Origin of the sequence: Primorskyibacter marinus, assembly GCF_003313245.1 — a bacterium.
In the GTDB taxonomy this organism is placed as follows: domain Bacteria; phylum Pseudomonadota; class Alphaproteobacteria; order Rhodobacterales; family Rhodobacteraceae; genus Primorskyibacter; species Primorskyibacter marinus.
Genome location: NZ_QJSD01000004.1, coordinates 134640 through 159457, shown reverse-complemented (window position 1 = coordinate 159457; position 24818 = coordinate 134640). Strand labels below are relative to the sequence as shown.

21 protein-coding genes are annotated in these 24818 nt (G+C 63.0%); 14 read left to right on the top strand and 7 right to left on the bottom strand.

Annotated features, from left to right (window positions below; translation table 11 throughout):
• Window positions 1-171: 171 nt before the first annotated feature.
• Together DMZ65_RS08985 and DMZ65_RS08980 are read right to left on the bottom strand one after the other, a co-directional pair.
• A complete protein-coding gene (locus DMZ65_RS08985; protein WP_116598564.1) occupies window positions 172-579 on the bottom strand; it encodes a cell division protein ZapA in 408 nt (135 codons plus the stop codon).
• Complete coding sequence (locus DMZ65_RS08980) at window positions 579-1127, bottom strand: hypothetical protein (protein WP_116598563.1); 549 nt, start codon at window positions 1125-1127, stop codon at window positions 579-581. Before DMZ65_RS08980 ends, DMZ65_RS08985 begins: the two co-directional genes overlap by 1 nt.
• A gap of 199 nt (window positions 1128-1326) precedes the next feature.
• On the opposite strand from DMZ65_RS08980, the gene tkt reads away from it, so the two are divergent.
• Window positions 1327-3342: a transketolase gene (gene tkt, locus DMZ65_RS08975; RefSeq protein WP_116598604.1), complete on the top strand. Its 2016-nt coding sequence runs from the start codon at window positions 1327-1329 to the stop codon at window positions 3340-3342.
• Between the two features lie 324 nt (window positions 3343-3666).
• Here tkt and DMZ65_RS08970 read toward each other — a convergent pair whose 3' ends face one another.
• The 4 genes from DMZ65_RS08970 to DMZ65_RS08955 all read right to left on the bottom strand — a co-directional run bounded on the left by DMZ65_RS08970 (window position 3667) and on the right by DMZ65_RS08955 (window position 11212).
• Complete coding sequence (locus tag DMZ65_RS08970) at window positions 3667-5364, bottom strand: hydantoinase B/oxoprolinase family protein (protein ID WP_116598562.1); 1698 nt, start codon at window positions 5362-5364, stop codon at window positions 3667-3669.
• 178 nt (window positions 5365-5542) lie between these two features.
• Entirely contained in the window at window positions 5543-7606 is a 2064-nt protein-coding gene (locus DMZ65_RS08965) for a hydantoinase/oxoprolinase family protein (protein WP_116598561.1), read from the bottom strand.
• A 56-nt stretch (window positions 7607-7662) separates the two neighbouring features.
• Window positions 7663-10389, bottom strand: a complete 2727-nt coding sequence (locus DMZ65_RS08960; RefSeq protein ID WP_116598560.1) for a molybdopterin-dependent oxidoreductase — start codon at window positions 10387-10389, stop codon at window positions 7663-7665.
• Window positions 10379-11212, bottom strand: a complete 834-nt coding sequence (locus DMZ65_RS08955; protein ID WP_116598559.1) for an FAD binding domain-containing protein — start codon at window positions 11210-11212, stop codon at window positions 10379-10381. The genes DMZ65_RS08960 and DMZ65_RS08955 overlap by 11 nt, the downstream gene beginning before the upstream one ends.
• Window positions 11213-11635: 423 nt before the next feature.
• Between DMZ65_RS08955 and DMZ65_RS08950 the strand changes: the two genes are divergently transcribed.
• From DMZ65_RS08950 to gap (DMZ65_RS08890), 13 genes are all read left to right on the top strand, one after another.
• On the top strand, window positions 11636-13072 hold the full coding sequence (locus DMZ65_RS08950; RefSeq protein WP_232824944.1) for a 6-hydroxynicotinate reductase: 1437 nt from the start codon (window positions 11636-11638) through the stop codon (window positions 13070-13072).
• The gene (locus DMZ65_RS08945) at window positions 13069-13971 is read left to right on the top strand and encodes a UPF0280 family protein (RefSeq protein ID WP_116598557.1); all 903 of its coding nucleotides are present in this window, start codon (window positions 13069-13071) and stop codon (window positions 13969-13971) included. The genes DMZ65_RS08950 and DMZ65_RS08945 overlap by 4 nt, the downstream gene beginning before the upstream one ends.
• Window positions 13964-14548 (top strand): amino acid synthesis family protein, encoded by a 585-nt coding sequence (locus DMZ65_RS08940; protein ID WP_116598556.1) that lies wholly within the window; start codon window positions 13964-13966, stop codon window positions 14546-14548. The genes DMZ65_RS08945 and DMZ65_RS08940 overlap by 8 nt, the downstream gene beginning before the upstream one ends.
• Window positions 14545-15123, top strand: coding sequence for an amino acid synthesis family protein (locus DMZ65_RS08935; protein ID WP_116598555.1), 579 nt, complete (start codon window positions 14545-14547; stop codon window positions 15121-15123). Before DMZ65_RS08940 ends, DMZ65_RS08935 begins: the two co-directional genes overlap by 4 nt.
• Window positions 15124-15144: 21 nt before the next feature.
• On the top strand, window positions 15145-16215 hold the full coding sequence (locus tag DMZ65_RS08930; RefSeq protein ID WP_116598554.1) for an aromatic ring-hydroxylating dioxygenase subunit alpha: 1071 nt from the start codon (window positions 15145-15147) through the stop codon (window positions 16213-16215).
• Window positions 16216-16276: 61 nt separating this feature from the next.
• Window positions 16277-17497, top strand: a complete 1221-nt coding sequence (locus DMZ65_RS08925; RefSeq protein ID WP_116598553.1) for an ABC transporter substrate-binding protein — start codon at window positions 16277-16279, stop codon at window positions 17495-17497.
• A gap of 156 nt (window positions 17498-17653) precedes the next feature.
• Entirely contained in the window at window positions 17654-19513 is a 1860-nt protein-coding gene (locus DMZ65_RS08920) for an ABC transporter permease (RefSeq protein WP_116598552.1), read from the top strand.
• Window positions 19510-20280 (top strand): ABC transporter ATP-binding protein, encoded by a 771-nt coding sequence (locus DMZ65_RS08915; protein ID WP_116598551.1) that lies wholly within the window; start codon window positions 19510-19512, stop codon window positions 20278-20280. The genes DMZ65_RS08920 and DMZ65_RS08915 overlap by 4 nt, the downstream gene beginning before the upstream one ends.
• Entirely contained in the window at window positions 20273-20974 is a 702-nt protein-coding gene (locus tag DMZ65_RS08910) for an ABC transporter ATP-binding protein (protein WP_116598550.1), read from the top strand. Before DMZ65_RS08915 ends, DMZ65_RS08910 begins: the two co-directional genes overlap by 8 nt.
• A gap of 27 nt (window positions 20975-21001) precedes the next feature.
• Window positions 21002-21448 (top strand): MarR family winged helix-turn-helix transcriptional regulator, encoded by a 447-nt coding sequence (locus DMZ65_RS08905; RefSeq protein ID WP_116598549.1) that lies wholly within the window; start codon window positions 21002-21004, stop codon window positions 21446-21448.
• Window positions 21449-21629: 181 nt separating this feature from the next.
• Window positions 21630-22634, top strand: coding sequence for a type I glyceraldehyde-3-phosphate dehydrogenase (gene gap, locus DMZ65_RS08900; RefSeq protein ID WP_116598548.1), 1005 nt, complete (start codon window positions 21630-21632; stop codon window positions 22632-22634).
• A gap of 169 nt (window positions 22635-22803) precedes the next feature.
• Window positions 22804-22947, top strand: coding sequence for a hypothetical protein (locus DMZ65_RS19670; protein WP_198662653.1), 144 nt, complete (start codon window positions 22804-22806; stop codon window positions 22945-22947).
• A 95-nt stretch (window positions 22948-23042) separates the two neighbouring features.
• The gene (gene gap / locus DMZ65_RS08890) at window positions 23043-24047 is read left to right on the top strand and encodes a type I glyceraldehyde-3-phosphate dehydrogenase (RefSeq protein ID WP_116598546.1); all 1005 of its coding nucleotides are present in this window, start codon (window positions 23043-23045) and stop codon (window positions 24045-24047) included.
• A gap of 224 nt (window positions 24048-24271) precedes the next feature.
• Here gap (DMZ65_RS08890) and coaD read toward each other — a convergent pair whose 3' ends face one another.
• Window positions 24272-24769: a pantetheine-phosphate adenylyltransferase gene (coaD, locus tag DMZ65_RS08885; RefSeq protein WP_116598545.1), complete on the bottom strand. Its 498-nt coding sequence runs from the start codon at window positions 24767-24769 to the stop codon at window positions 24272-24274.
• Between the last annotated feature and the right edge of the window lie 49 nt (window positions 24770-24818).

Genomic DNA, 24818 nt, shown 5'->3' with positions numbered 1-24818 from the left:
CGCAGCGCAGCCGCCTTGACGAACACCACCACTCCGGGCAATTCGGGTCATAGGTCCGACGCGGCATATCCGGCCCTGGATTGCGATATTCCCGCAAAATCTGAAACACGCATATTTCGACCCAATGCCGGACCAATCGTTTCGGCCTTTGCAGGTGAAAAATGCTGCGTTTCAGCGCCCTGTTTTCACGTTGAGCTTTTCTTCGACATCCGCCGCAAGGGATTCTGCCCGCGCCGCTATTTCGGCCAATTGATCGGTCACCGATGACGGCACAACAGGAACCTCGATACGCTCTGGCTGCGGTTCTGGTCGTTGCTGCAAGTCTCGCAACTCGGCCTCAAGGGCGGAAAATCGGTCTTCGGCGTCGCGCAGCCTGTCTTCCAGACCGGCTGTCTTGTCGGCCAGCATCAGACCGGCCATCAGCAGCATCTGCGCTTCCGGCATCCGGCCGATCTGTTCGGACAGTACAGCGGCTTCGCTATCCAGCATCTTGGCAGCGGAGTGCAGGAAGTGTTCTTCGCCCTCCTGACAGGCAACTTCGAATGTGCGGCCACCGATAAGGATGTTCACTTCGGGCATCAGACGCCTCCTTCTGGCGTTACGTTGGCGTCATTGTCGCCGTTCACGTTATTCGCAGCGTCGATAAGCAACGGCTCCAGCGCCGCCAGAACAGCGCGGTTTTCGGCCGTCTCCGCCGCGCGAGTCGCGCGCAGGCCTTCCAATTCCGCCAACATCGCCGTGTCTATCAGGCCCGTGTCGGCCACACCGTCTTCGAGAGCGCGGCGCAGAGCGTCGTTGCTGTCACGCAATAGATCGTTGGCTTTGCGCAAGCGCTGCAAATCCCGGTCGATCTGTTCGGCAGCGGCGCGTTTGCTTTCAAGCTCTGCACGCAAGGCGTGGACCTCGCCCTGCTGTTTCTCGTGAATGGCACGCACGCGGTCCTCAAGCTTGGCATTCGCCTGACGCTCGTTCTCCAGCGCGTCTTGCAGCCTTGCCATGTCCTCCGGGTCATGCGCCGTTGCGGCGGCGGGTTCAGCAGTCTGGGCTGCGTCAAGCGCCACGACCCCCTGCCCGATCCTGTCCAGCGCCGCAACGATCCGGCGTTCCAACTCTTGAATCTGCGTCATCGGCCTCAAATCTCCGTCTTTCGCGGGGCTTGACTGGTTGGTCTGTTACGAATCAGCCGCGCCCCGTTGTTGCGTAACTTTAGCAACCAAAAAGCGCAATTGCGCCCCCTTATGTGTCAAGGTGTTACAGGCGGTGCTTGAACTTCAATCCCTGACTGGTATGAGCAAGGCGACATTTCTCACGCAAGGGACAGACAACGTGGATATCCAGGCTCTCCGCTCCACCAACCCCGATCATTGGATGCGCGCAGCCGCGATCCGCGCCCTGACGCTGGACGCCGTGGCCGCCGCCAATTCCGGCCATTCCGGCATGCCGATGGGCATGGCCGATGTGGCCACCGTGCTTTACGAAAAGCACCTGAAATTTGACGCCACAGATCCGACATGGCCGGACCGCGACCGGTTCATCCTGTCGGCCGGCCACGGCTCTATGCTGCTTTATTCGCTGCTGTACCTCACGGGTGACGCCGAAATCACGCTGGATCAGATCAAGAACTTCCGCCAGTTGGGTGCCAAGACCGCCGGGCATCCGGAAAACTTCCTTGCCAAGGGGATCGAAACCACGACCGGGCCGCTGGGTCAGGGCATCGCCAATTCCGTCGGCTTCGCCATTGCCGAGGAATCCTTGCGCGCCCGGTTCGGCAAGAAGGTCGTCGATCACTACACCTATGTCATTGCAGGTGACGGCTGCCTGATGGAAGGCATCAGCCATGAGGCCATCGGCCTTGCGGGACGCCAGCAGCTATCGCGGCTTGTGGTGTTCTGGGATAACAACAACATCACCATTGACGGCAAGGTAGACCTGTCCGACCGCACAGATCAGGTCGCGCGCTTTGAAGCCGCAGGCTGGCATGTGCAGGAAATCGACGGCCATGATCCGCAAGCGATCGACGCCGCGATCACGGCTGCCAAGAAGGCCGACGCGCCCTCTATGATCGCGTGCAAAACGCATATCGCCCTGGGCCATGCCGCGCAGGATACGTCCAAGGGACACGGCGCGCTGACCGATGCGGATCAGATGGCCGCCGCGAAAGAGGCTTATGGCTGGACATCTGGCCCGTTCGAAGTGCCCGCCGACATCAAGACGCAATGGGAAGAGATCGGCAGCCGCGGTGCCGCCGACCGCGCAGAGTGGCAAAGCCGCTTCGATGCCCTGTCGGAACAGCGTCGCAAAGAGTTCACGCGCACCATGACGGGCGACGCGCCCAAGCGTCTTTCCGCCACCATCAAGGCGCTGAAGAAGCAGAATTCCGAAGCCGCCCCCAAGGTCGCGACGCGCAAATCCTCGGAAATGGTTCTGGAAGTGGTCAACCCGCTCATGCCAGAAACCATCGGTGGCTCTGCCGACCTGACGGGATCGAACAACACCAATGCGGGCGATCTGGGCGTGTTCGACGTGGATAACCGCAAGGGCCGCTACATCTATTTCGGCATCCGCGAACATGGCATGGCCTCGGCTATGAACGGCATGGCGCTGCATGGCGGCATCCGCCCCTATGGCGGCACATTCATGTGCTTCACCGACTATGCCCGCCCCGCAATGCGTCTGGCGGCGCTGATGCAGGTGCCGTCGGTCTTCGTGATGACCCATGACAGCATCGGTCTGGGCGAGGACGGCCCGACCCACCAGCCGGTCGAGCATCTCGCGATCAGCCGCTCCACACCCAATACGATGGTGTTCCGCCCCGCCGACACGATTGAAACGGCAGAAGCATGGGAGGTCGCGCTGACCTCCAACAGCACGCCCTCTGTTCTTGCGCTGTCGCGTCAGGGATTGCCGACCGTGCGCACCGAGCACAAGAACGCCAACCTGACCGCCAAGGGCGGCTATGTGCTGGCCGATGCAGAAGGCAAACGCCAGGTGATCCTGATCGCCACCGGCTCTGAGGTGTCTGTGGCCATGGCCGCGCGCGAGGCATTGCAGGCCGAAGGTATCGGTGTCCGTGTCGTCTCCATGCCGTGCATGGAACTGTTCGCAGCGCAGGATGATGCCTATCGCAAGCGCGTGTTGCCCGGCGGCCCGATCCGCATCGCCATCGAGGCGGGCGTCCGGCAAGGCTGGGACCGCTGGCTGCTGGGCGAACGTGGCCGCGAGGCCAAGGCCGGCTTCATCGGCATGACCAGCTTCGGTGCCTCCGCCCCTGCGGAAGAACTGTATGAGCATTTCGGCATCACGTCTGAAGCGACGGTAGATCTGGCAAAATCGCTGCTTTGATCCGCCGTTGAGCGAAAAACGTCGAAAGGGAGCCATTTATGGCTCCCTTTTTTGTGCCGCGCACCGGGCCTTGGGCGCAACCATCACAACGGTCGTCATTCACTCGACCCCGCCAAGCGTTACCGACTTCTCCAGAACCGGTTCGGGTGGCCCAAACTATATTGCGTCGAATTTCGTCACGACGGCTGGCGCTTCAAACGCTATTTCCTTGGTGACGTTGCCGGCGCTATTGCGCCTCGGAAATACCGGCTTCAGGCGCAAACAAGAGCCGTCATTTGATCTGCAAAAGATACATTGTTCGCGGTGGTGCCGCGCAAGTTGCAATCAGCAATCGTCAGGGGATGGTTTGCCATAGACACGTTGCGCAGCCTCGGTCGTGATCCGCCCCAGCCGGACATCCTCGGCCACCAGTGCCGGGTCGCGTTCGGCAGACGGGCCATAGCCGCCGCCGCCGGGGGTTCGGACGCGGACGCGGTCGCCCGCAGACAGTGCGATGTCCTGCGCCTTGGACAGATGTTCGGGCACGAAAGATTTTCCGCCCTGTGTCACCTCCACCCGGTTGGCGCCGCCATCTTCGCCGCCCAATGCGCCTTGCGGACCGGTGCGGCCGTGATCCATCACGAAACTCGCCCGCGCTGTGCCTTTCAGCACCTCGACCTCGTAATCCAGGCCAAACCCACCGCGATATTTTCCCGCCCCGGCAGAGCCTTCGTGCAGCGCGTAGCGGTGATAAAGCACCGGGAATTGCTGCTCCATGATCTCGACCGGGGGTGCCTTGGAGATACCGATGGTCGAACACCCGTTAGAGATGCCATCCCCCCCCGCATAGCCGCCATATCCCCCGCCCGAGATCTGGTACATGACGTAGGATCGGCCTTCCTCCGGCACTTCGCCGCCAAGCGCGAAATTGCCCGACGACCCGGCGGGCGAGGCCGTCACCAGATCCGGCAGCGGGCCGACCAATGCGGCAAACACAGCCTCGGCAATGCGTTGGCTGACTTCGGCGGCGCAGCCCGAAACCGGGCGCGGATAGCGCGCGTCAAGGAACGTGCCTTCGGGGCTGAGGATATTGAGCGGCTCGAACGCGCCCGCGCTGATCGGCACATCGGGAAAGATGTGCCGCATGGCGAGGTAGACCGCGCTGTGCGTCGTCGCCAGAACCGAATTCATCGGCCCGACACAAGGCGCGGAAGACCCGGCGAAATCAAAGGTCAGCTGATCACTGTCTGCCGTGATCGCCAGCCGGATCTCCAGCGGTTCGTTCACCACGCCGTCACTGTCGATAAAGGCGCTGGCGCGGTAGGTGCCAGGCGGGATCTGCGCGATATGGGCACGCATCTGCTGCGCAGCGCGGGCGCGCAGTTCGGCGATGGCTTCGCGCACGGTGTCATCGCCGTAGCGGTCCAGCAGCCGGGTCAGCCGGGACTGCCCGACATAGAGCGCCGCCGCCTGCGCCTTGACGTCGCCGATGCGCTGATCGGCAACGCGGATGTTGGAGCAGATGATGGCGTAAATCTCGGGGTCCAGCGTGCCTTGCTTGAAAAGACGGACAGGTGGCAGCCGCAACCCTTCCTGTTCCACCGCCGTGGCCGAGGCCGAAAACCCGCCCGGCACAGCGCCGCCCGTATCGGGCCAGTGGCCGGTATTGCTGAGCCAACAGAAGATTTTTCCGTCCCGCCACACCGGCATGGCAAAACGCACATCCATAAGATGCGTGCCGCCGAGATAGGGATCGTTGACGATATAGATGTCACCGGGTTCGGGCGCGATGACGCTGCCTGCCGCGATCATCTTTATGATCTGGGCAGTCGAGAATTGCATGACCCCGACAAAGACCGGCAGGCCCATGCTGCCTTGTGCGATCAGGCTGCCATCCTCGGCCGCGTAGATCCCGTCAGAGCGGTCATTCGCCTCGGCAATCACCGGCGAGAACGCCGCGCGGGAAAAACTGAGGTCCATTTCGTCGCAGACCTGTTGCAGGCCGGACTGGATGACGGTGAGAGTGATGGGATCGAGGGTCATTGCACTGCCTCTGGCTGCTGCGCGCGGGGATGGTTCGGGTGCCTCCGGCGGGAGTATTTTGACCAAGAAGAAGCGGAAGAGCCAAGTGCCCCGATGTTTGGGCGGATCGCTTGCACAAGGGACGGGCGAACAGGCCTGGCGCGTCCTTCTTTGCCGTGAAGCATCATGCAGCGCGGACTCATCCCTGCCCCGCCACGGTGACAATCAGATTGCCGTCTGCGTCCTGCACGGCGCGGTCGCCGGGCTCCAGCAACAATGTGCAGTCCATCTGTTCGACAATCGCCGGACCGGTCAGGGTCGCCTGCGCGGGCAGGTGATCGCGCCAGTAGATGGGCGTGTCGATCCAGTCATCAAACCAGACGGGCCGGGTGCCGGTTTGTGCCTCGGCGAGGGTATTCCTGCGGCCATCCGCGTCGATCAGCAGCGACAGGTCCACCTCGGGTCTGCGCCCGATCACAGAGGTATTGACGTTCACCAGTGCTGCACGGATCTCTGGCAATGTCACCTGAAAGCGTTTGAAATAAGCGTCTTCGAACCGCTGCTGAAGATCCTCGCGCGTTGGGGCCGGACCGGGCAGCGGCACGCGCAGCAAGTGGGTCTGGCCGATGAAGCGCATATCGACCGAGTGAACGACGCGCAACTCTGCGATGTTCACTTTTTCCCGGCCTATCGCGCGACGTCCCTCTTCTGTCTGGTGGGCAAAGGCCTGATGCACCGCGGCCATGCCACACTCGTCAAGTGGCGTGTTGATTGTCTGAACGTAGTCGTGACGCAGGTCGGCCACGATACATCCCAACGCATTGGTGATGCCGGGACGTGCGGGCACCAGCACGCGGGGCACGCCCAGTTCGCGCGCAATCGCGCAGGCATGCAACGGTCCGGCCCCACCAAAGGCGAAAAGCGCGAAATCGCGAGGATCCTCGCCCAGCGAGATCGACACCATGCGCACCGCATCGGCCATCTTGGCGTTGGCCACCCGCAAGACGGCGGCGGCTGCGCTCTGTGCATCCAGACCCAACGGATCGCCCAGCTTGCCCGCAAAGGAGTCGCGGATCGCCGCAATGGAGATGTCACCGGAAATGCTGTTGAGCTTGCCGGGATCCATCCGGCCCAGCACCATATTGGCATCCGCGATTGTCGGCTCTGTGCCGCCCCTGCCATAGCAGATCGGCCCCGGTGTGCTGCCCGCGCTGTCCGGGCCGACCTGTAGCAGCCCAGCCGCATTGACCCGCGCGATGGAGCCACCCCCTGCCCCCACGGTGCGCACATCGACCATCGGCACATGGATGGGCATGGCATATTCGACCTCGATCTCGTGGCTGACGGCGGGATCAGCGCCACGGATCATCGCCACATCGGTCGAGGTGCCGCCCATATCGTAGGTCAGCAGGTCCGCAATGCCCGCACGACGCCCGGTGAACGCCGCCGCCATCACGCCCGAGGCCGGACCGGACATGACGGTCTTGGCGGCCTCTTCGGCCACGATGCGGGCCGAGACCATACCGCCATTGCCGGTCATCACCAGCAGATCGCGTGCGTAGCCACGCGCCGCCAGCCGGTCGGCCAGACGTTCGACATAACGGCGCAGCAATGGCTGGACCGAGGCATTAACGGCCGCCGTCACGCCGCGTTCGTATTCGCGGCTTTCCGACAGCAGCGCGTGGCCGAGCGTCAGGTTGACCTCTGGCCAGACGTCGCGCGCGATCTGGCCTGCGCGCAATTCATGCGCGGGGTTGGCATAGGCATGCAGGAAGTGGATCACCAAAGACTCGCAGCCCTCGTCCCGCAACTGGCGCAGGGCGGCGCGCAGGGCGTGTTCGTCCAGGGCGCGATATTCCGAGCCATCGGCCAGCATACGCTGCGGCACTTCCAGCCGCAGGTCGCGCGGGATCAGCGGGCGAAACTGCCCCGACATGCCGTAAGCCTGCGGGCGGGTGCGACGGCCCAGTTCCAGCACATCGCGGAAGCCCATCGTGGTAATCAGGCCGGTCTTGCACAGCCGTCGTTCCAGCACTGCATTGGTGGTGGTCGTCGTGCCATGCACGATCAGGTCAAGCGCCGCCGCATCCACCGAGGCTGCGTCGAGCGCGGCCAGCACGCCATCTGCCTGATTGTCCTGCGTGGTCGGCACCTTGGCAAGGCGCACCTGCCCGGCCTTGCTGTCGTAATGCAGCAGGTCGGTGAAGGTCCCGCCCACATCGATGCCTGCAAAGCGGCCGCCAAGCCTGTTGGTCCCCGTCATTCAAACTGCCCTGTCATAAATCGGTGGAGCGCGCCGCGCCATTGCCGTGAAACTGCTCAAGACCCTGCTCCGCCGGTCTGCGCCAGAATCGCCGCGCGCACCCTGTCGGGTGTGGCGGGCAGATGATGAAGGCGTGCGCCGCATGCATGGGTGATGGCGTTCAGGATCGCGGGTGCGGTGGGGATCAGGCAATGCTCGCCCAGCCCTTTCGCGCCATAGGGGCCGTGGGGGTCGCCTTGCTCGATCAGGATCGAGGTGATCGGCGGGACATCCCCGATTGTCGGGATCAGGTAGTCGTGCAGGTTCTCTGTCCGGCCGGGCAGGAATTCCTCCATCAGCGCAAGCCCGATGCCCTGCGCGATACCGCCTTCGATCTGCCCTTGGGCAAGCGCGGGATTGATCGCACGCCCCACATCATGCGCCGCGATGATCCGCACCAGTTTGACCGTGCCAAGTTCGCAGTCAACCTCGACCTCGGCCATCTGCGCGGCGCTGCCGAACACGGCGTAGGGTGCGCCCTGGCCGTTGGCATCCAGCGGGGTTGTGGGCGGATCATAGCTCTCGACCGCTTCCAGGACGTAGCCGTCCACTTGCGGCAAAGCCACCCGGTGCGTGGTGCCGTTTTCGGTCAGTTCCAACGCGCCACGGGCCAGATCGATCGTGGCACCCTCGCCCACATTTCCCAGCCGCAGGATTTGCGCGCGCAAGGCTTCTCCGCACAGTTTCGCGGCATTGCCGGTGATAAAGGTCTGACGACTGGCAGAGGTCTTGCCCGCATCGGGTGTCAGGTCGGTATCCGCGCCTAGCAGCGTGACGGCCCCCAGCGGCACGCCCAGGGATTCGGCAAAGATCTGCGCGATCACGGTGTTTGACCCCTGGCCGATATCCACCGCCCCCTGATGCAGGCGCAGGTCTCCGGCAGAGGTGATTCCGGCACGGATGGTCGACGGGTTCGACATCGAGGTATTGCCGCAGCCATACCATCCGCCTGCAATGCCAACGCCGCAGCGCCGACGACGCGCTGCGCCCGCATTGCAGGCCGCAATCTCGCGCAGGGCGCGCTGCCAATGCGGGCGCAGCGCATCAAAGCAGGCGTCGATAGCCATGCCGGTGTTGAAAACCTGCCCGGTGACAGTCGGGTCGCCATTGCGCAGGCAGTTCAGGGCGCGAAACTCCAGCCGGTCCATGCTCAGCTTCTCGGCCAGTCGATCATAAAGCTGTTCCTGCGCGACCGCCGATTGCGGCACGCCAAAGCCGCGAAACGCCCCTGCCGGGGCGGCGTTGGTGTGGATACCTGCGCTGTTGGCCTCGTAATTCGGGGTCAGATACGGGCCGGAGGCATGGATCGGTACGCGGTTGGCGACGGTGGGGCCCCAACTGGCATAGGCGCCGGTGTTGAAAGTCCCGTCAAAACGCACCCCTGTCAGTCGCCCCGCCGCATCCGCGCCGATCTCCATGCGGATCTGCGACGGGTGGCGCTTGGTCGTGCTGGCGATGCTTTCAGCGCGGGTATAGGTCATACGCACCGTGCGGCGCATCAGCCATGCGGCAAGCGCCACGAAGGGCTGCGCAGACAGGTCGAGTTTCGAGCCAAAGCCGCCCCCCGTCGCCGTTGGCAGAATGCGCACGGCATCCGTTTCCAGACCAAGGATGCGCGCCAACCCGTCGCGGTTCATATACGGTGCCTGTGTACAGCATTGTACCTCTATCCGGTCACCAACGCGGCGGGCGCTGGCGGCTTCGGGTTCGATATATCCATGCTCGATAAACCCGGTGTAAAAGTCACCCGACACCACATGGGAAGCGTTTTTGAGCGCCGCTGCGGCGTCGCCGCGCGCAACGTAACCGCGGCACATCACGTTGTCCGCACGGTCGGCATGCAGCAGTGCCGCTTGCTGCGCGTCGTCCGGTGTCAGGGCCGCAGGCAGTTCGTCCCAAATGACCGGAAAATCCGGCAACCTGTCCAGAACCTCGACCAAGCCAATCACCGCCGCGACAGCCTCGCCCCTGAAGCGGGTTTCGCCCTCGGCAAAGACCGGCTGATCCTCGAATCCGGGGATCACGCCAAAGCGGTTTTCACCCGGCACATCCTTGGCCGTCAGGATCAGGTCCAGCCCGCTGGCATCACGAAACCGGTCCAGATCGCCAAACTGAAAACGCGCGCGGTGAAAGGGCGACCGGATCACCCGCAGGGTGAGCGCATCCTTCGGTGCCACGTCATCACCAAACCGTTCGGTCCCCGAGATTTTTGGCCAGCCATCCAGCCGCTCGACAGAGGCACCGACGCCGCTTTCGGTCTCGGGCGTACTGTCGCCTACGTCCAGCACCGCCGCGATGATGCTGCGATAGCCTGTACACCGGCACAACACGCCCCCAAGTGCGTCTGAGACAGACGCCTCTGTCAGCGCGGCACCGGAGCGCAGGAACGCCACCGCCGCGACCATCATGCCGGAGGTACAAATTCCGCATTGCGCGGCGTGGTGGCGCTGAAACGCCCGCGCCAGTCGCGCGGCCAGCGGATCGTTGGCGACCAGCCCGGCCTGTGTGTCGATCCGGCGGCCTTCTGCCTGACCGGCCGCGACAATGCAGGCGCAGACCGGCGCACCGTCCAGCAGCACCGTGCAGGCCCCGCAATCCCCTGCGTTGCACCCGACCTTGACGTCGCGCGCACCTGCCTGTTCCCGCAGCACCTGCGACAGGCGCGCGGTGGGTACGGCCTGCACATGGGTCGCTGTCCCGTTGAGGGTAAAGCCGATCCGGCCTTCCGGTCCGTCAAGCGACATTGCACGCCTCCATCGCTTGCAGAACCGTGCGGGTCACCAGCGTGCGCACAGCCTCGGATCGGTAGGCTGCCGTGGCCCGCACATCGCTGATCGGCGCAAGGCACGGCATCGCGGCGGACCTGACGATGTCGGCTATATCATGCGGTCCGGCCCCGCGCAGCGCGGTCTCAAGCGCCCGCAGGCGACTGGCCACCGCAGAGCAGGCACCAACGGCGACACGGGCGCGGGAAATACGACCGTCTTCGAGTGCGACCACCGCGCCGACCATGGCGATGGAAATCACCAGATATTTCCGCGCGCCCAGTTTCAGAAACGCCCCTTGCCCCGGCGTGTCGGGAATCACGATCGCCGTGACCATCTCGCCGGGTTTCAGCGCCGTATCGCGCGGTCCGCGGATGAAGGCGGTCAAGGCCAGCCGGCGCGCACCCTCTGGCCCCAGCAGGTCTAACTCGGCGCCCAAAGCCAGCAGCGCGGGCACCCCATCGGCGGCGGGCGACGCGTTGCAGATATTGCCAGCGACCGTCCCGGAATTCTGGATCTGGACCGATCCGACCTCGCGCGCGGCCAGTTTCAGCCCGTCGAAGAGCGGCGGCACATCAGCCCGGATCACATCGATCCATGTTGTCGCCGCCCCGATGCGCCAGAGGCCGTCCGCCCGCGTGATCCCGCGAAATCCGGGCAGAGCCGACAGGTCCACCATGGTCGCGGGCGGCGGCCCGTCCCGCAGTCCGGGATAAACATCCGTCCCGCCCGCAAGGATCACCACATCTTCGCCGGACAGCAGCGCAAGTGCCGCGTCAAGCGATTGGGGGCGATGCAGCATTGCGCGGGCCTTTCATCTTCACATCGGACATCGTTTGTATGCGAACGACATGCGCCCACCGTAAGAACTTGCCGGAAAAGTTGTCAATCACAGAAACAGATGAACGCGTGATCGGCATAGCGGGAGACAAGACCTTCGCGGCGCAGGCGGACATGGCGCGGGGGCCGCCCAAACCTGCCCTACATGCGCGTCCATAGCGACGAAACAACAGCCGCCAAAAACGACCGCACCAAAGTGAGACGCGCTTTGCGTGGCCAAATCAGTTGACTCGCAAACCGCTCTTGTGCGTTCGTATACAAACAACCTGTCGGGCTGCGCCCCTGCGCCAGCCCCCGGATCGGAGCAAATGACGTGACCGAGCCTACCGCCCCGCGCAGCCGGACGGATCGCCCCGAGAAGATCCGCTGCGACGCTTGCCCGGTGATGTGCTACATCGCCGACGGTCGGTCCGGTGCCTGCGACCGCTATGCCAATGAGGGCGGCGCGCTGGTGCGTCTTGATCCGCTGACCATTCTGGAAAATTGCGCCGACGACGCGCCTGTGGTGCCGTTTCTGGACCGCGAATGGGATGGCGATCTGGTCACGGGCGAGGAGACGTTCCTTACCGCGGTGGGGTCCGGCACGACCTATCCCGATTACAAACCCGCGCCCTTCATCGTCGCATCAAAAACCGCCGATGCCGATATGATCACCGTCGTGACCGAGGGCATCTTTTCCTATTGCGGTGCCAAGGTGAAGATCGACACGGACCGGCATCTGGGGGCCGAATGCGCGCCCGTCCGGGCCGAGGGCGAGGTGATCGGCCATGTCACCACCTCGGAATACGGCTCGCAAATGCTGTCGCTTGGCGGCGTCAATCATCTGACCGGCGGATCCAAGAAAGAGGGGCGCGTGACCTGCGCATCGCTTCTGGCGCTGTGCAATGGTGGATCTGTCGCCATGACCATCGACGGCGGCGCGGACCTGGAAGTGACCGCCGGACAGGCCCCCATCGTCGATGGCCAGATAGAAGAGCGGATGCGCGTCGGCTGTGGTTCTGCCACCGTCGGTATGTTTGCCGCGCAATGGCAGGGTCTGGTGGACGAGGTCGTGGTGGTGGACGATCACATCACCGGCGTCATGTCAGAGCATCAGGCCGGCAAGGTCATCGGCTGGGTGCCTTCAGGCATTCGCATCAAGGGCCGCCGGTCCACCCCCGGACGCTATTTTCAGGTGGCAAATCCCGGCACCGGTTGGGGCGGCACCGATCTTTCCGATCCGCTGACCATCCTAGGCGACTGGAAACCTGATCAGGCGCGGCCCGGCCTGTCGCTGCTGATGGTGTCCACCACCGGCGAGAACGCCGCCTATTATGAGCTGAACGACGATCTGGTGCCGGTGCAGCAAGAGATGCCGACCCGGCTGGTCCCCTCTGTCCGCCGGATCGAGGAGAATTGCGAACCGTCGCTGGCCTCTGTCCTGTTCATGGCGGGCGCCGGTGGCTCGCTGCGCTCCGGTGTGACGGAAAACCCGGTCAGCCTGACGCGCTCGGTGCAATCGCGGCTGACACGGGTGACATGTGGCGGTGCGCCGGTTTTCATGTGGCCGGGTGGCGGCATCACCTTCATGGCGGATGTCACGCAGATGCCGAAAAACGCCTTTGGCTATGTACCAACGCCTGCCCTTGTGGCCCCGATCGAATTCACCATGAGCGCCGCCGATTACGCGGCACTGGGTGGCCATATGGACTATGTCATGCCGCTGGAGGATGCATTGCGCGGTGTGCATGGTCGGCAGAATGACCACCAACTTTCCGGACAACGGGCAGAGCCGCGCAAATCCGGCGCGCCATGGCCTGTCGGTCGGACGGGCAAGCCATGAGCTGGGCCGAGACCGCCCGCGCGCATCTGTTGCCGGATGGCAGGTTGCGTCTGACCCACGGGCCGATTGATGTGATTGTCGATTGCGATGGCCCCGGCAATGCCATCCGCGCGGCACATCTGCGCGCCCGAGACGCGTTTCAGCCCATGCTGGCGGAACTGGTCGCAGAACTGCCCCGATTGCGCGCGCCCGCCGGCCCGGCCCCACAGGGCGATGTGGCAAAGCGGATGCACAGGGCCGTGTCGCGCTTTCTCGGGGTTTTCATCACACCCATGGCTGCCGTTGCCGGATCGGTTGCCGATCACCTGCTTGCGGCGGTTCTGATGCCGGGTCATGGCCTGATCCGTGCGCATGTCAATAATGGTGGCGATATCGCGCTCTGGACCTCGGACGCGCCGTTTCGGCTGGCGATTTGCGAAGATCCGCTGACGCGCTCTACGGGTGCGCGGGCCGAGATCGGACCGGATGACGAGATCGGCGGGGTGGCGACCTCTGGCTGGCGGGGGCGGTCACATTCTTTGGGCATTGCCGATGCGGTGACGGTTCTGGCCCGCGACGCGGCCACCGCTGACGCCGCGGCAACGCTGATCGCCAATGCTGTCGATCTGCCCGACCATCCCGCCGTCACCCGCGCGCCCGCTGACAGCCTGTCGCCCGACAGCGACCTTGGCGCGCGCCTCGTGACGGCGGATGTCCGCCCCCTGCCCCTGCGCGACCGACAAATCGCGCTCGCCCACGGATCGAAATTGGCGCGGCGGTATATCTCTGGCGGGCTGATCGCCGCTGCCTGCCTGACCTGTCAGACAGAGCGGGTGGTGCTGGGCCGTGCCGTGACAAATCCCGAAAACCCCTCCATACACGGCACCAACAGCCGCCAAAAGGACCTGACCCATGTCTGACCCGCAGATCCGCAAATCCGCAACACTGGTCGAGACGATCTACCACGAAGGCGGACCCGCGCCGGAGACACCCTTACGCCGCGCGGCCTGCATGACGGTCATCGCAAACCCCTTTGCCGGTCGCTATGTCGAAGAGATTGACGGCTTCATGAAGGATCTCGAACCGCTGGGCATTGAAATGGCACAGCAATGCATCGACGCGCTTGGTGGCGATGCGTCGCTGGTTGAAGGCTACGGCAAGGGTGCCATTGTCGGCACGAATGGAGAGTTGGAGCATGGCGCGCTGTGGCACGTCCCCGGCGGTTACGCGATGCGCGACAAGATTGCCGAAAGCATGGCCATCGTCCCGTCGACCAAGAAGGTCGGTGCGCCGGGCGCGCGTCTGGACGTGCCGGTGACCCATACCAACGCCTCTTATGTGCGCTCGCATTTCGACGCGATGGAGGTCGGGCTGAACGACGCGCCCAAGGCCGATGAAATCCTGCTGGTACTGGTGATGACCACCGGCCCGCGCATCCATGCCCGTGTCGGCGGCCTGAAGGCAAAGGACGTGGCGGGCAAGGACGGGCTTCGGTGAAGCTGCGCCGGATCATCACCCTGGTCGAGGAGACGCGGCGCGAGATGGGACAAGAGATTGCCCCTCCGTCCCGTCGCGCACTGGCGGCGGCAGTGATCGAAAACCCTTACGCCGGACGCTACGCAAAGGATCTGGACGCGTTGATCCAGACAGGTGCCGCGCTTGGCCAGCGTCTGGGCGAAGAGGCGCTTGCCGCGCTTGGCTGTGACGCCAGTGACGTGCAGGGTTACGGCAAGGCCGCGCTTGTCGGAGAGGCCGGGGAGCTGGAACATGCCGCGGCCTTGCTGCACCCGAAACTTGGCGCGCCGCTGCGCGAGGTGCTGGGCGGCGGCAAGGCTTTGGTGCCCTCGTCCAAGGCGATGGGCGGTCCGGGCACTGTGATCGACGTGCCGTTGGGTCACAAGGATGCGGCCTATGTCCGGTCTCATTTTGATGGAATGCGGCTGGAGCTGCCCGACGCGCCGCGCGCGCATGAAATCGTGGTGGCCGTGGCGCTGCAACAAGGCGGCAGGCCCAATCCACGGGTCGGCGGGCTGACCCATGCAGAGGTGATGGGCACGGACGGGCTGCGCTAGGGAAAGGACGGAGGCAGACAGATGAGCAATTTCATACGCAATGCCTGGTATGTCGCGGGCTGGTCCTCAGAGATAGACGACGCGCTGCGCCGCTTTACCATTCTGGGCGAGCACGTTGTCATGTACCGAAAATCGGATGGCGGCGTCGTGGCACTGGAGGACCGTTGCCCGCATCGCCTGCTGCCGCTGTCCAAGGGCAAACGCATCGGCGACGACGTGCAATGCGGCTATCACGGGCTGACCTTTGATTGCTCGGGTGCCTGTATCCGCGTACCCGGCCAGACCAACCAACCCAAAAGCGCCTATGTGCTGGCCTTCCCGACATTTGAACGTCACGGCATCGTCTGGATCTGGATGGGCGACCCTGAACAGGCGGATACCGCCAAGGTGTTCGATCTGCCGCAATTCAGCGATCCCGGCTGGGCCACCCATCACGGTGACGCGCTGCATCTGAAATCGAACTACCTCAACGTCGCGGAAAACCTTGTCGATCCCGCGCATGTCAGCTTTGTCCACCCGACCACATTGGGCAATGCCGCGTCGGAAAACGTGCCGGTGCATGTCCAGACCGAAGGCGAGGCGATTGTCGCCTGGCGCTGGATCCGCGACGCCGAGCCGATCGGGTTTTTCAAAGGGTTTGGCGGCTTCACCGGCAATGTGGACCGCTGGCATTACTACTACCTCTATACCCCCTGCACGGCAGTGATCGATTTCGGCTCTGCCCCGGTGGAGGATGCCATCGCCGAGGATCAGCGTGATCGTGGCGTGCGTATCTTTGCCCTGCATTTCATCACCCCGGTGACAGAGACCACCTCTATCGATCGCTGGATGCATATCCGCAACACCGCACTTGACGACGCGGATGCCGAGGCCACGATGGACGCGATGTTCCGAAAGGCGTTCGACGAGGACAAGGCGATCCTGGAGGCCGTGCAGGAGGAAGAGCTGCGCCCTGCCAAACGACGCCCGATCCGCATCGCCATCGACAAGGGACCGCTTGTTTATCGCAAACGGATCAGCGAACTTCTGGAACTGGAACGTACCGAAGATCTGGCGGGCAACATCTCGCCCGCCTTTGTCTACCACGATTGACCGGCGTCAGACCGGACCAAATGGCAGCCCCAAGCCTGCCAACCAACAGGAGACCGACCCCATGACTTTCACGCGACGCACCCTGCTTGCCATGGCCACGGCGCTTGCCCCGATTGCGATGCTGACCCCGGTGGCTGCGCTGGCTCAGGACAGCATCAAGATCGGCGAGATCAACCATTACAAGCGCCTTGCCGCCTTTGCCGAACCCTACAAGCTGGGCATTGAACTGGCGGTAGACGAGGTCAACGCCGATGGCGGCGTGCTGGGCAAGCCGCTGGAGTTCATCTTCCGCGACGACCAGGGCGATCCGGCCGAAGCGATCAAGATCGCCGAAGAACTGATGACCCGCGAGGGCGCAGTGATGCTGACCGGTACGATCCTCAGCAATGTCGGTCTGGCGCTGTCATCCTTTGCCGCAGAAAAGGGCTATCTGTATCTCGCGTCCGAACCGCTAGCCGACAGCCTGGTCTGGGCCTCCGGCAATCCGCAGACCTTCCGGCTGCGCACCTCTACCTGGGTCCAGGCCGCGATGCTGGCGGAAGAAGCGGCAAAAACCGACGCTGTGCGCTATGCCACCATCGCGCCCAACTACGCCTACGGACAGGATGCCGTAGCCGCCTTCAAGGAAAACCTGCTGCGGCTGAAACCCGACGTCGAGTTTGTCGCCGAACAGTGGCCCGCGCTGTTCAAGATCGACGCAGGTGCCGAGGTGCAAGCCCTTGAACGTGCCAAGCCCGACGCGATCTACAACGTCACCTTCGGGACGGATCTTGCGAAATTCGTGCGCGACGGCGGCGATCGCGGCCTGTTCGACGGACGCAACGTCTATGGCCTGCTGACCGGCGAGCCGGAATACCTCGACCCGCTGGGGGATGAGGCCCCCGAAGGCTGGTTCGTGACCGGTTATCCCTGGTACGCGCTGGCAGACGGCACCCCCGGCAAGACCTTTGTCGACGCCTATATGGACACGACCGGCGAGACACCCAAGATCGGGTCGCTGGTGGGCTACATGACCGTGCTGTCGATTGCCGCCGCGATTGAGAAAGCGGGCGCAACCGACACCGCCTCCCTGATCGCGGCCTTCGAGGGGCTGGAGATCGAGGATACCCCGATTGGCCTGCTCAGCTACCGCGAACTCGACAACCAGTCGACCATGGGCGCCTATGTCGGCACGCTGGCCGTGGAGGACGGCAAGGGTGTGATGGTGGACTGGTCCTACAAAGACCCCGCCCCCTATATGCCCACGGATGACGAAATCCGCGCAATGCGTCCTGCCGAGTGATCCGCAGGCGCATGGCCGCAAGGCCCCGGATCAAGTCCGGGGCGGGGGCGCTTCGCTGATACGGAACGATACCTGCCCCGGACCTGATCCGGGGCCTCCACCCCGGCGTCCATCTGCCGCCGAGGCTGCCCTCTCCCCGTCAGACAGAGGACCGACATGGCCTTCTTCTTCGCCCAGTTCCTGACCGGGCTTGCCAATGCCGCAGCACTTTTTCTCGTCGCCTCCGGCCTGTCGCTGATTTTCGGTGTCACGCGGATCGTGAATTTCGCGCATGGATCATTCTACATGCTGGGTGCATTTGTTGGCGTCACTCTGATGGACGTCTTGCCGGGTGCCGTGGGCTTCTGGGGCGCGATCATTCTGACCGGCCTTGCGGTTGGTGCAATCGGTGCCTTTGTGGAAATGGTCGTTTTGCGGCCCATCTACCGCGCGCCCGAACTGTTCCAGCTTGTTGCCACTTTCGGCGTGATCCTCGTCATTCAGGACCTCGCCCTGATGATCTGGGGCGCCGAGGACCGGCTTGGCCCGCGCGCCCCCGGGCTGCGCGGCGTTTGGCGCATTTTCGGAGAGCCAGTGCCCAAATATGACATCATCCTGATCGCCATCACGCCCTTCATCCTGTTCGCGCTCTGGTATCTCATTACCCGCACGCGTGTCGGCGTGTTGGTCCGTGCAGCTACGCAGGACCGCGAGATGGTGGGTGCCTTGGGTGTGAACCAGGCGAGGCTTTTTACCGGGGTTTTCGCGCTTGGGTCGGCCCTTGCCGGCTGGGGCGGCGCGTTGCAACTGCCCAAGGGCGGCGCGGATCTTCTGATGGATTTCAACATCATCGGCGCGGTCTTCGTGGTGGTGGTGATTGGCGGCATGGGGTCCCTGCCCGGAGCGTTCATCGCTGCGGTGCTGATCTCGGTCCTCAGTGTCTTCGGCGTGACCTACCTGCCGCAATCGACGCTGGTGCTGATGTTCGTGGTGATGGCCATCGTCCTGATCGTGCGGCCCTACGGCCTGTTGGGCCGCGAGGAGGTCGCGGGCGAACATGGCCAGGTCGGCGCGCCCGAAACGCCGATCCGTCCCTATGGCCGTACCGGCAAGCTGCTGGTGGCAGGTCTGTTGGCCCTATTGGCCGCCCTGCCGCTCTTTGCTGAACAATTCGTGCTGACACTGACGGTCGACATGATCGTCTTCGCGCTGTTTGCCGCGTCGCTGCATTTCATCCTTGGCACCGGCGGGCTGGTCAGCTTTGGCCATGCCGCGTTCTTCGGCGGCGGGGCCTATGCGGCGGCGCTGCTGGTGTTTCACACCGACACGCGCATGGAACTGGCCTTTCTGTTCGCGCCCTTCGCCGCCGGCCTTCTGGCGCTTGGCATCGGCTGGTTCTGCATCCGTCTGACGGGCGTCTATTTCGCCATGCTGACGCTTGCATTTTCACAACTTGTCTGGAGCCTCGCCTTCCAGTGGCGCGATGTGACGCGCGGCGATGACGGGTTGGTCAATATCTGGCCTGCGGAGTGGCTGAACAGCCCCGCGGCCTATTATTACTTCACCCTCGCGCTTGGGGTGGGTGGCATTCTGTTCCTGCGCCACGTCATCCACGCACCCTTCGGCTATGCCCTGCGCGCGGGACGCGACAGCCCAAGACAGGCCGAAGCGACGGGCATCGACGTCAAGCGCATCCAATACGCGGCGTTTGCTTTGGCAGGCGCGATGGCGGGCCTTGCAGGCGGCATCTTCGTCTTTTCCAAAGGCTCTGTCTTTCCGACAGAACTGGAGATCGGTGCCAGTTTCGACGCGCTGATCGTCGTCTTCCTCGGCGGTGTCAAAACGCTGGCGGGCGGGGTTGTCGGCGCGGGCTTCATGACCTTGGTCGAGGATTGGCTGACCCGGCTAGAATATTGGCGGCTTCTGTTGGGCTTGCTCATCATCGCGGTTGTCATCATCGCCCCCGAAGGCATCGTCGGCTCCTTGCGCAGCCTGTGGACGCGGATCCGCGGCACCGAAAGCGAGGTGACCAAATGACCGAGATCCTGCGCGTCGAACACCTGAAGAAAAGCTATGACGGGTTCCTTGCTGTCAATGACGTGTCCTTTTCCGTGGCCAAGGGCGAGTTGAAGGCGCTGATCGGTCCCAATGGGGCCGGGAAATCCACCTGTTTCAACATGCTGATGGGGCAGTTGAAACCAACGGCGGGCACGGTCTGGCTGGACGACAAGAAGATCACCGGCCTGCGCCCGCGCGAGATTTGGCGGCGCGGCGTCGGGCGGACTTTCCAGATTACCGGCACCTACCCATCGATGACCGTGATCGAGAATGTGCAGATGGCGCTGATGAGCCATCACCGCAAATTATATGCCATCGCGCCGCGCGCCTGGCGGCTTTACCGCGACGAGGCATTCGAGTTCCTGAAAACCGTGGAGATGGAAGATCAGGCCGACCGTCCCTGCTCTGTCCTGGCATATGGCGATCTGAAACGGCTGGAATTGGCGATTGCCCTGTGTCACCGGCCGCGCCTTTTGCTGATGGACGAACCCACGGCGGGCATGGCCCCCAGCGCGCGGATCGCGCTGATGCAACTGGTGGCGGACATTGTACGCGTTCAGGGCGTGTCGGTTCTGTTCACAGAACATGACATGGATGTGGTCTTTGCCCATTCGCATCACATCATGGTTCTGAACCGGGGCGAGCTGATCACCGAAGGCAGCGCCGAAGAGGTGCGCAATGACGCCCGTGTGCAAGAGGTCTACCTGGGCGGCGGAACTCTGTTTGCGGAGGCGCAGAATGCTTAACGTCAACGACATCCACAGCTATTACGGCAAGGCGCATATCCTTGGCGGGCTAAGCTTTGACGTGCCGCGCGGCGAGGTGGTCGCCCTTTTGGGCCGCAACGGTGCGGGCAAATCCACAACGATGAAATCGGTGATGCAGCTTGTGCGCCCGCGTCAGGGATCGGTCAGCTTTCAGGGGCAGGAACTGATCGGCAAACCGGCCTTTCGAGTGGCCAAGGCGGGCTTGGGCTATGTCCCCGAAGACCGGCGCATCTTTACCGACCTCACCGTACTGGAGAATCTCGAAGTCGGCCGTCAGCCGCGCCGTGACGGCGCGCCGGAATGGACGATGGAACAGTTATTCGAGATCTTTCCCAATCTTGCCGAACGCCGCACCAATCGTGGCAAGCACCTGTCGGGCGGCGAACAGCAGATGCTGACCATCGGGCGCACACTGATGGGCAATCCACTGCTGCTGTTGCTGGATGAACCGTCAGAGGGCATCGCGCCGGTCATTGTCGAGGAAATGGCAGAAACCATTCTGAAACTGAAATCCGAAGGCCTAACAGTGATGATTTCTGAACAGAACCTGCATTTCGCCCGTGCCGTTGCGGATCGGGCGATCATCATCGAAGGCGGTGAAAAGAAGTTCGACGGCAGCTTTGCCGAGCTTGAAGCCCATCCGGAGATCCGCGATGCCTATCTGTCGGTCTGATCCTGTCGCACTTGCCGTGAGGATGGCATGAGTCGGGGCAATGCCGATGGGGCCAGCGGTGGCCACGGCTATGTACTGGACGACCAGATCGGCTTTCTTCTGCGCCGGGCCTATCAGCGCAACTCCACGCTTTTCGCGGATCTGGTGCCGGGCAAGTTGACGGCGATGCAGTTCGCCGTTCTGTTCAGGCTGGCGGAAGGCGGCCCCGCCTCGCAGAACAGGCTGGGCCGCTCCGTCGCGATGGATGCGGCCACCACAAAGGGTGTCGTCGACCGGCTGATTGCACGGTCGTTGTTGCAGGTCAGCCCCGACCCTGATGACCGCCGCCGCCATCTGGTGTCGCTCACTCCTGCCGGCACGACGTTGATTGACCAGGCCCTCGTCGCTGCGGTCGAGGTCAGTAAGTCCACGCTTGCGCCGCTGCGCGAAAAGGAACGCGAAACCCTGCTCAGACTGCTGCGCAAGATTTGCTGACACCCGCCGCTTGCGCCGCCGGTCATCCGTTCTGGCCTGTTTGCGAAAACGGTTAGCGCCACCATGTGCCGGCTTGTCACGTTTAACGCTAACACATTGCAAAAAATGGTTTTTTATCTTTGCGGTCGCAGTATTGGCGGCTATAGCCGGGGAAACCCGACCGCTGAACAGGAACCGCCCCATGACCGTGACACTTGGCATCAATGGATTTGGCCGTATTGGCCGCAGCACCCTTGCCCATATCACTGAAGCCGCGCGCAACGACGTTCAGGTGGTCAAGATCAACGCCACCGGCCCGATCGAAACCAACGCCCATCTGCTGCGCTATGACAGCGTACACGGCCGTTTTGGCGGCGAGGTCCGCGTCGAGGGAAACACCATGGATCTGGGCCGTGGCCCGATGCAGGTCTACTCGACCTACGACCCGGCAGATCTGGACTGGTCCGGTTGCGATGTGGTGCTGGAATGCACCGGCAAGTTCAATGACGGGCAGAAATCCTCGGTCCATCTGGAACGCGGCGCGAAGAAAGTCCTCATTTCAGCGCCTGCCAAGAATGTTGACCGCACCGTGGTCTACGGCGTCAACCATCGCGACCTTCTGGCGAACGAGCGTATGGTCTCCAACGGGTCTTGCACCACCAACTGTCTTGCGCCGCTGGCCAAGGTGCTGCACGAGGCGATCGGAATCGAGCGCGGCATCATGACCACGATCCACAGCTATACCGGCGATCAGCCGACACTGGACCGTCGGCACGATGACCTGTACCGCGCCCGCGCCGCCGCTTTGGCGATGATCCCGACCTCGACCGGGGCGGCCAAGGCGCTGGCAGAGGTTCTGCCGGAAATGGAAGGCCGTCTGGACGGCACCGCCCTGCGTGTGCCCACGCCGAATGTCTCGGCTGTGGATTTGACCTTCGAGGCAAGCCGCGATGTGACGGTCGCCGACGTGAACGAGGTCATGGCAGAGGCCGCTGCGGGCCGCATGGGCAGCGTATTGTCCTATGACGCCGCTCCCAAGGTTTCGATTGATTTCAACCACACCACACATTCGTGCATCTTTGCACCCGACCAGACCAAGGTTGTGGGGGGGCGCACCGTCCGTGTGCTGGCATGGTATGATAACGAATGGGGTTTTTCGGCGCGTATGGCCGACGTGGCCGCCTGCATGGGCCGCCTGCTGCACTGAGTTTTGCGACGACATGCATCATTTTCACGCCCGGTTGGCATCATGCCAGCCGGGCGCTTTTGTGTTTACGAACGCCGCAATTTGCGCGTGACAGGGCCGCAGCCATCTGCCATCCCGGTTCTTGGGCAAGCGGCCCGCACCCGATCCGCAGAGTGACGACAAGGCTGGCATGACCAATACGCTTTCCATCATCCTTGGTATCTTACTGCTTGCCTGCATCGGCGTGGATGTCGTCCTGAACGACGGTGTTGGTCTCGTTTTTCTGGCAAGAAAATTCGCGGCCCTGATCGATTGGCTTGCCTTCTGGCGCTAGGGTAAGGAAACCTGTGGTGACAGCCCGGTTGACTTTTTTGCTCAGGTGCGGTTGTTACCGCTAACAGAAAATACGCCAAATCAAGGAGCGCAGACATGACAGTCAAAGTTGCTATCAACGGGTTCGGACGGATCGGACGCAATGTGCTGCGTGCCATCGTAGAATCCGGTCGTACCGATATCGAGGTGATCGCGATCAACGATCTCGGCCCTGTCGAGACCAACGCCCATCTGGTGCGTTATGACAGCGTTCATGGCCGGTTCCCCGGCACCGTGACCGTCAATGGCGACACGATTGACGTGGGCCGTGGCCCGATCAAGGTGACCGCGATGCGCAACCCCGCCGACCTGCCCTGGGGTGACGTGGACATCGTACTGGAATGCACCGGGATTTTCACCTCCAAGGAGGCCTGTCAGGCGCATCTGGAAAACGGTGCCAGCCGCGTTCTGATTTCTGCCCCCGGCAAGGATGCAGACAAGACCATCGTTTACGGTGTGAACCACGATTCGCTGAGCGCGGCTGACCTGATCGTGTCGAACGCGTCCTGCACCACCAACTGCCTGTCCCCCGTCGCCAAGGTTCTGAACGACGCCATCGGCATCAAGCGCGGCTTTATGACCACGGTGCACAGCTATACCGGCGACCAGCCGACGCTGGACACGATGCACAAGGATCTGTACCGCGCACGCGCCGCTGCCATGTCGATGATCCCGACCTCGACCGGCGCGGCCAAGGCCGTGGGTCTGGTTCTGCCGGAACTGAACGGCAAGCTCGACGGAGTCGCCATCCGCGTGCCCACCCCCAACGTGTCGGTCGTCGATCTGACATTCGAGGCAGAGCGCGACACGTCAGTCGAAGAGATCAACGAAGCGATCCGCAAGGCTGCCGCCTCCGGTCCTCTCAAGGGCATTCTGGCAGGCACGGATGAGCCGCTGGTCAGTTCTGACTTCAACCACGACCCGCACAGCTCTACCTTTGCTTATGATCAGACCAAGGTGATGGACGGCAACATGTGCCGCATCCTGACCTGGTATGACAACGAATGGGGCTTTTCCAACCGCATGGCCGACACGGCCGTTGCGATGGGCAAGTTCATCTAAGCGACAGCTTTGATAGAATGAAAAAACGCCTCGGGGTGAAACTCCGGGGCGTTTCCTTTTGCAAGAGGATGCCAGACCTCGACACGGATCGCAGAAGACCCGAGATTTCCAACGCCTTGCGTGGGTATATGTCACCGTCACCGACGTCGCTTTGACCGACGCTGCGATGTGACGTCATAATGCACACGGCATTTCGTAAGATCATGCAGCCAGACGCAAGGATTTTATCCCTGATCGAACCTGGTTATCAGCGCATCGCGCACCGGAGGTGTGACGAACTTGCGTACATCCCCCCCCAAACGGGCAATCTCTTTCACCAGTTTTGAGGCAATCGCCTGATGCCGCGCGTCTGCCATCAGGAACACTGTCTCGATAGAGCTGTTTAGCGCGCGGTTCATACCAACCATCTGATATTCATACTCAAAATCCGCAACCGCTCGCAGGCCGCGGACGATCACCTGCGCGCCGACGTCACTGGCACAATCGATCAACAGGTTCTCGAACGGATGGGCGACGATCTCTGTCCCGGTCTGTTCCGACAAGGACGCGCATTCCGCCTCGATCATCCCGACCCGTTCCTCAAGCGAAAACAGCGGCCCCTTGTCGCGGTTGATGGCGACACCGATCACCAGCCTGTCAACCAAGACGGCGGCTCGGCGTATAATGTCGATATGTCCCATCGTGATGGGATCGAAAGTGCCGGGATACAGGCCGATGCGCATGGGATTTCTCTCTTTTTTCCTGCGGCGCACGCAATATTATTGCGTGCGG

Coding starts and splice junctions, on each gene's coding strand:
- DMZ65_RS08920 (WP_116598552.1), top strand. CDS start 17,654: ATGGCCTTCTTCTTCGCCCAGTTCCTGACCGGGCTTGCCAATGCCGCA.
- DMZ65_RS08950 (WP_232824944.1), top strand. CDS start 11,636: ATGTGCTACATCGCCGACGGTCGGTCCGGTGCCTGCGACCGCTATGCC.
- DMZ65_RS08965 (WP_116598561.1), bottom strand. CDS start 7,606: ATGACGGGGACCAACAGGCTTGGCGGCCGCTTTGCAGGCATCGATGTG.
- DMZ65_RS08980 (WP_116598563.1), bottom strand. CDS start 1,127: ATGACGCAGATTCAAGAGTTGGAACGCCGGATCGTTGCGGCGCTGGAC.
- DMZ65_RS08910 (WP_116598550.1), top strand. CDS start 20,273: ATGCTTAACGTCAACGACATCCACAGCTATTACGGCAAGGCGCATATC.
- gap (WP_116598546.1), top strand. CDS start 23,043: ATGACAGTCAAAGTTGCTATCAACGGGTTCGGACGGATCGGACGCAAT.
- DMZ65_RS08925 (WP_116598553.1), top strand. CDS start 16,277: ATGACTTTCACGCGACGCACCCTGCTTGCCATGGCCACGGCGCTTGCC.
- DMZ65_RS08915 (WP_116598551.1), top strand. CDS start 19,510: ATGACCGAGATCCTGCGCGTCGAACACCTGAAGAAAAGCTATGACGGG.
- DMZ65_RS08960 (WP_116598560.1), bottom strand. CDS start 10,389: ATGTCGCTTGACGGACCGGAAGGCCGGATCGGCTTTACCCTCAACGGG.
- gap (WP_116598548.1), top strand. CDS start 21,630: ATGACCGTGACACTTGGCATCAATGGATTTGGCCGTATTGGCCGCAGC.
- DMZ65_RS08905 (WP_116598549.1), top strand. CDS start 21,002: ATGAGTCGGGGCAATGCCGATGGGGCCAGCGGTGGCCACGGCTATGTA.
- DMZ65_RS08985 (WP_116598564.1), bottom strand. CDS start 579: ATGCCCGAAGTGAACATCCTTATCGGTGGCCGCACATTCGAAGTTGCC.
- DMZ65_RS19670 (WP_198662653.1), top strand. CDS start 22,804: ATGACCAATACGCTTTCCATCATCCTTGGTATCTTACTGCTTGCCTGC.
- DMZ65_RS08940 (WP_116598556.1), top strand. CDS start 13,964: ATGTCTGACCCGCAGATCCGCAAATCCGCAACACTGGTCGAGACGATC.
- coaD (WP_116598545.1), bottom strand. CDS start 24,769: ATGCGCATCGGCCTGTATCCCGGCACTTTCGATCCCATCACGATGGGA.
- DMZ65_RS08930 (WP_116598554.1), top strand. CDS start 15,145: ATGAGCAATTTCATACGCAATGCCTGGTATGTCGCGGGCTGGTCCTCA.
- DMZ65_RS08955 (WP_116598559.1), bottom strand. CDS start 11,212: ATGCTGCATCGCCCCCAATCGCTTGACGCGGCACTTGCGCTGCTGTCC.
- DMZ65_RS08945 (WP_116598557.1), top strand. CDS start 13,069: ATGAGCTGGGCCGAGACCGCCCGCGCGCATCTGTTGCCGGATGGCAGG.
- DMZ65_RS08970 (WP_116598562.1), bottom strand. CDS start 5,364: ATGACCCTCGATCCCATCACTCTCACCGTCATCCAGTCCGGCCTGCAA.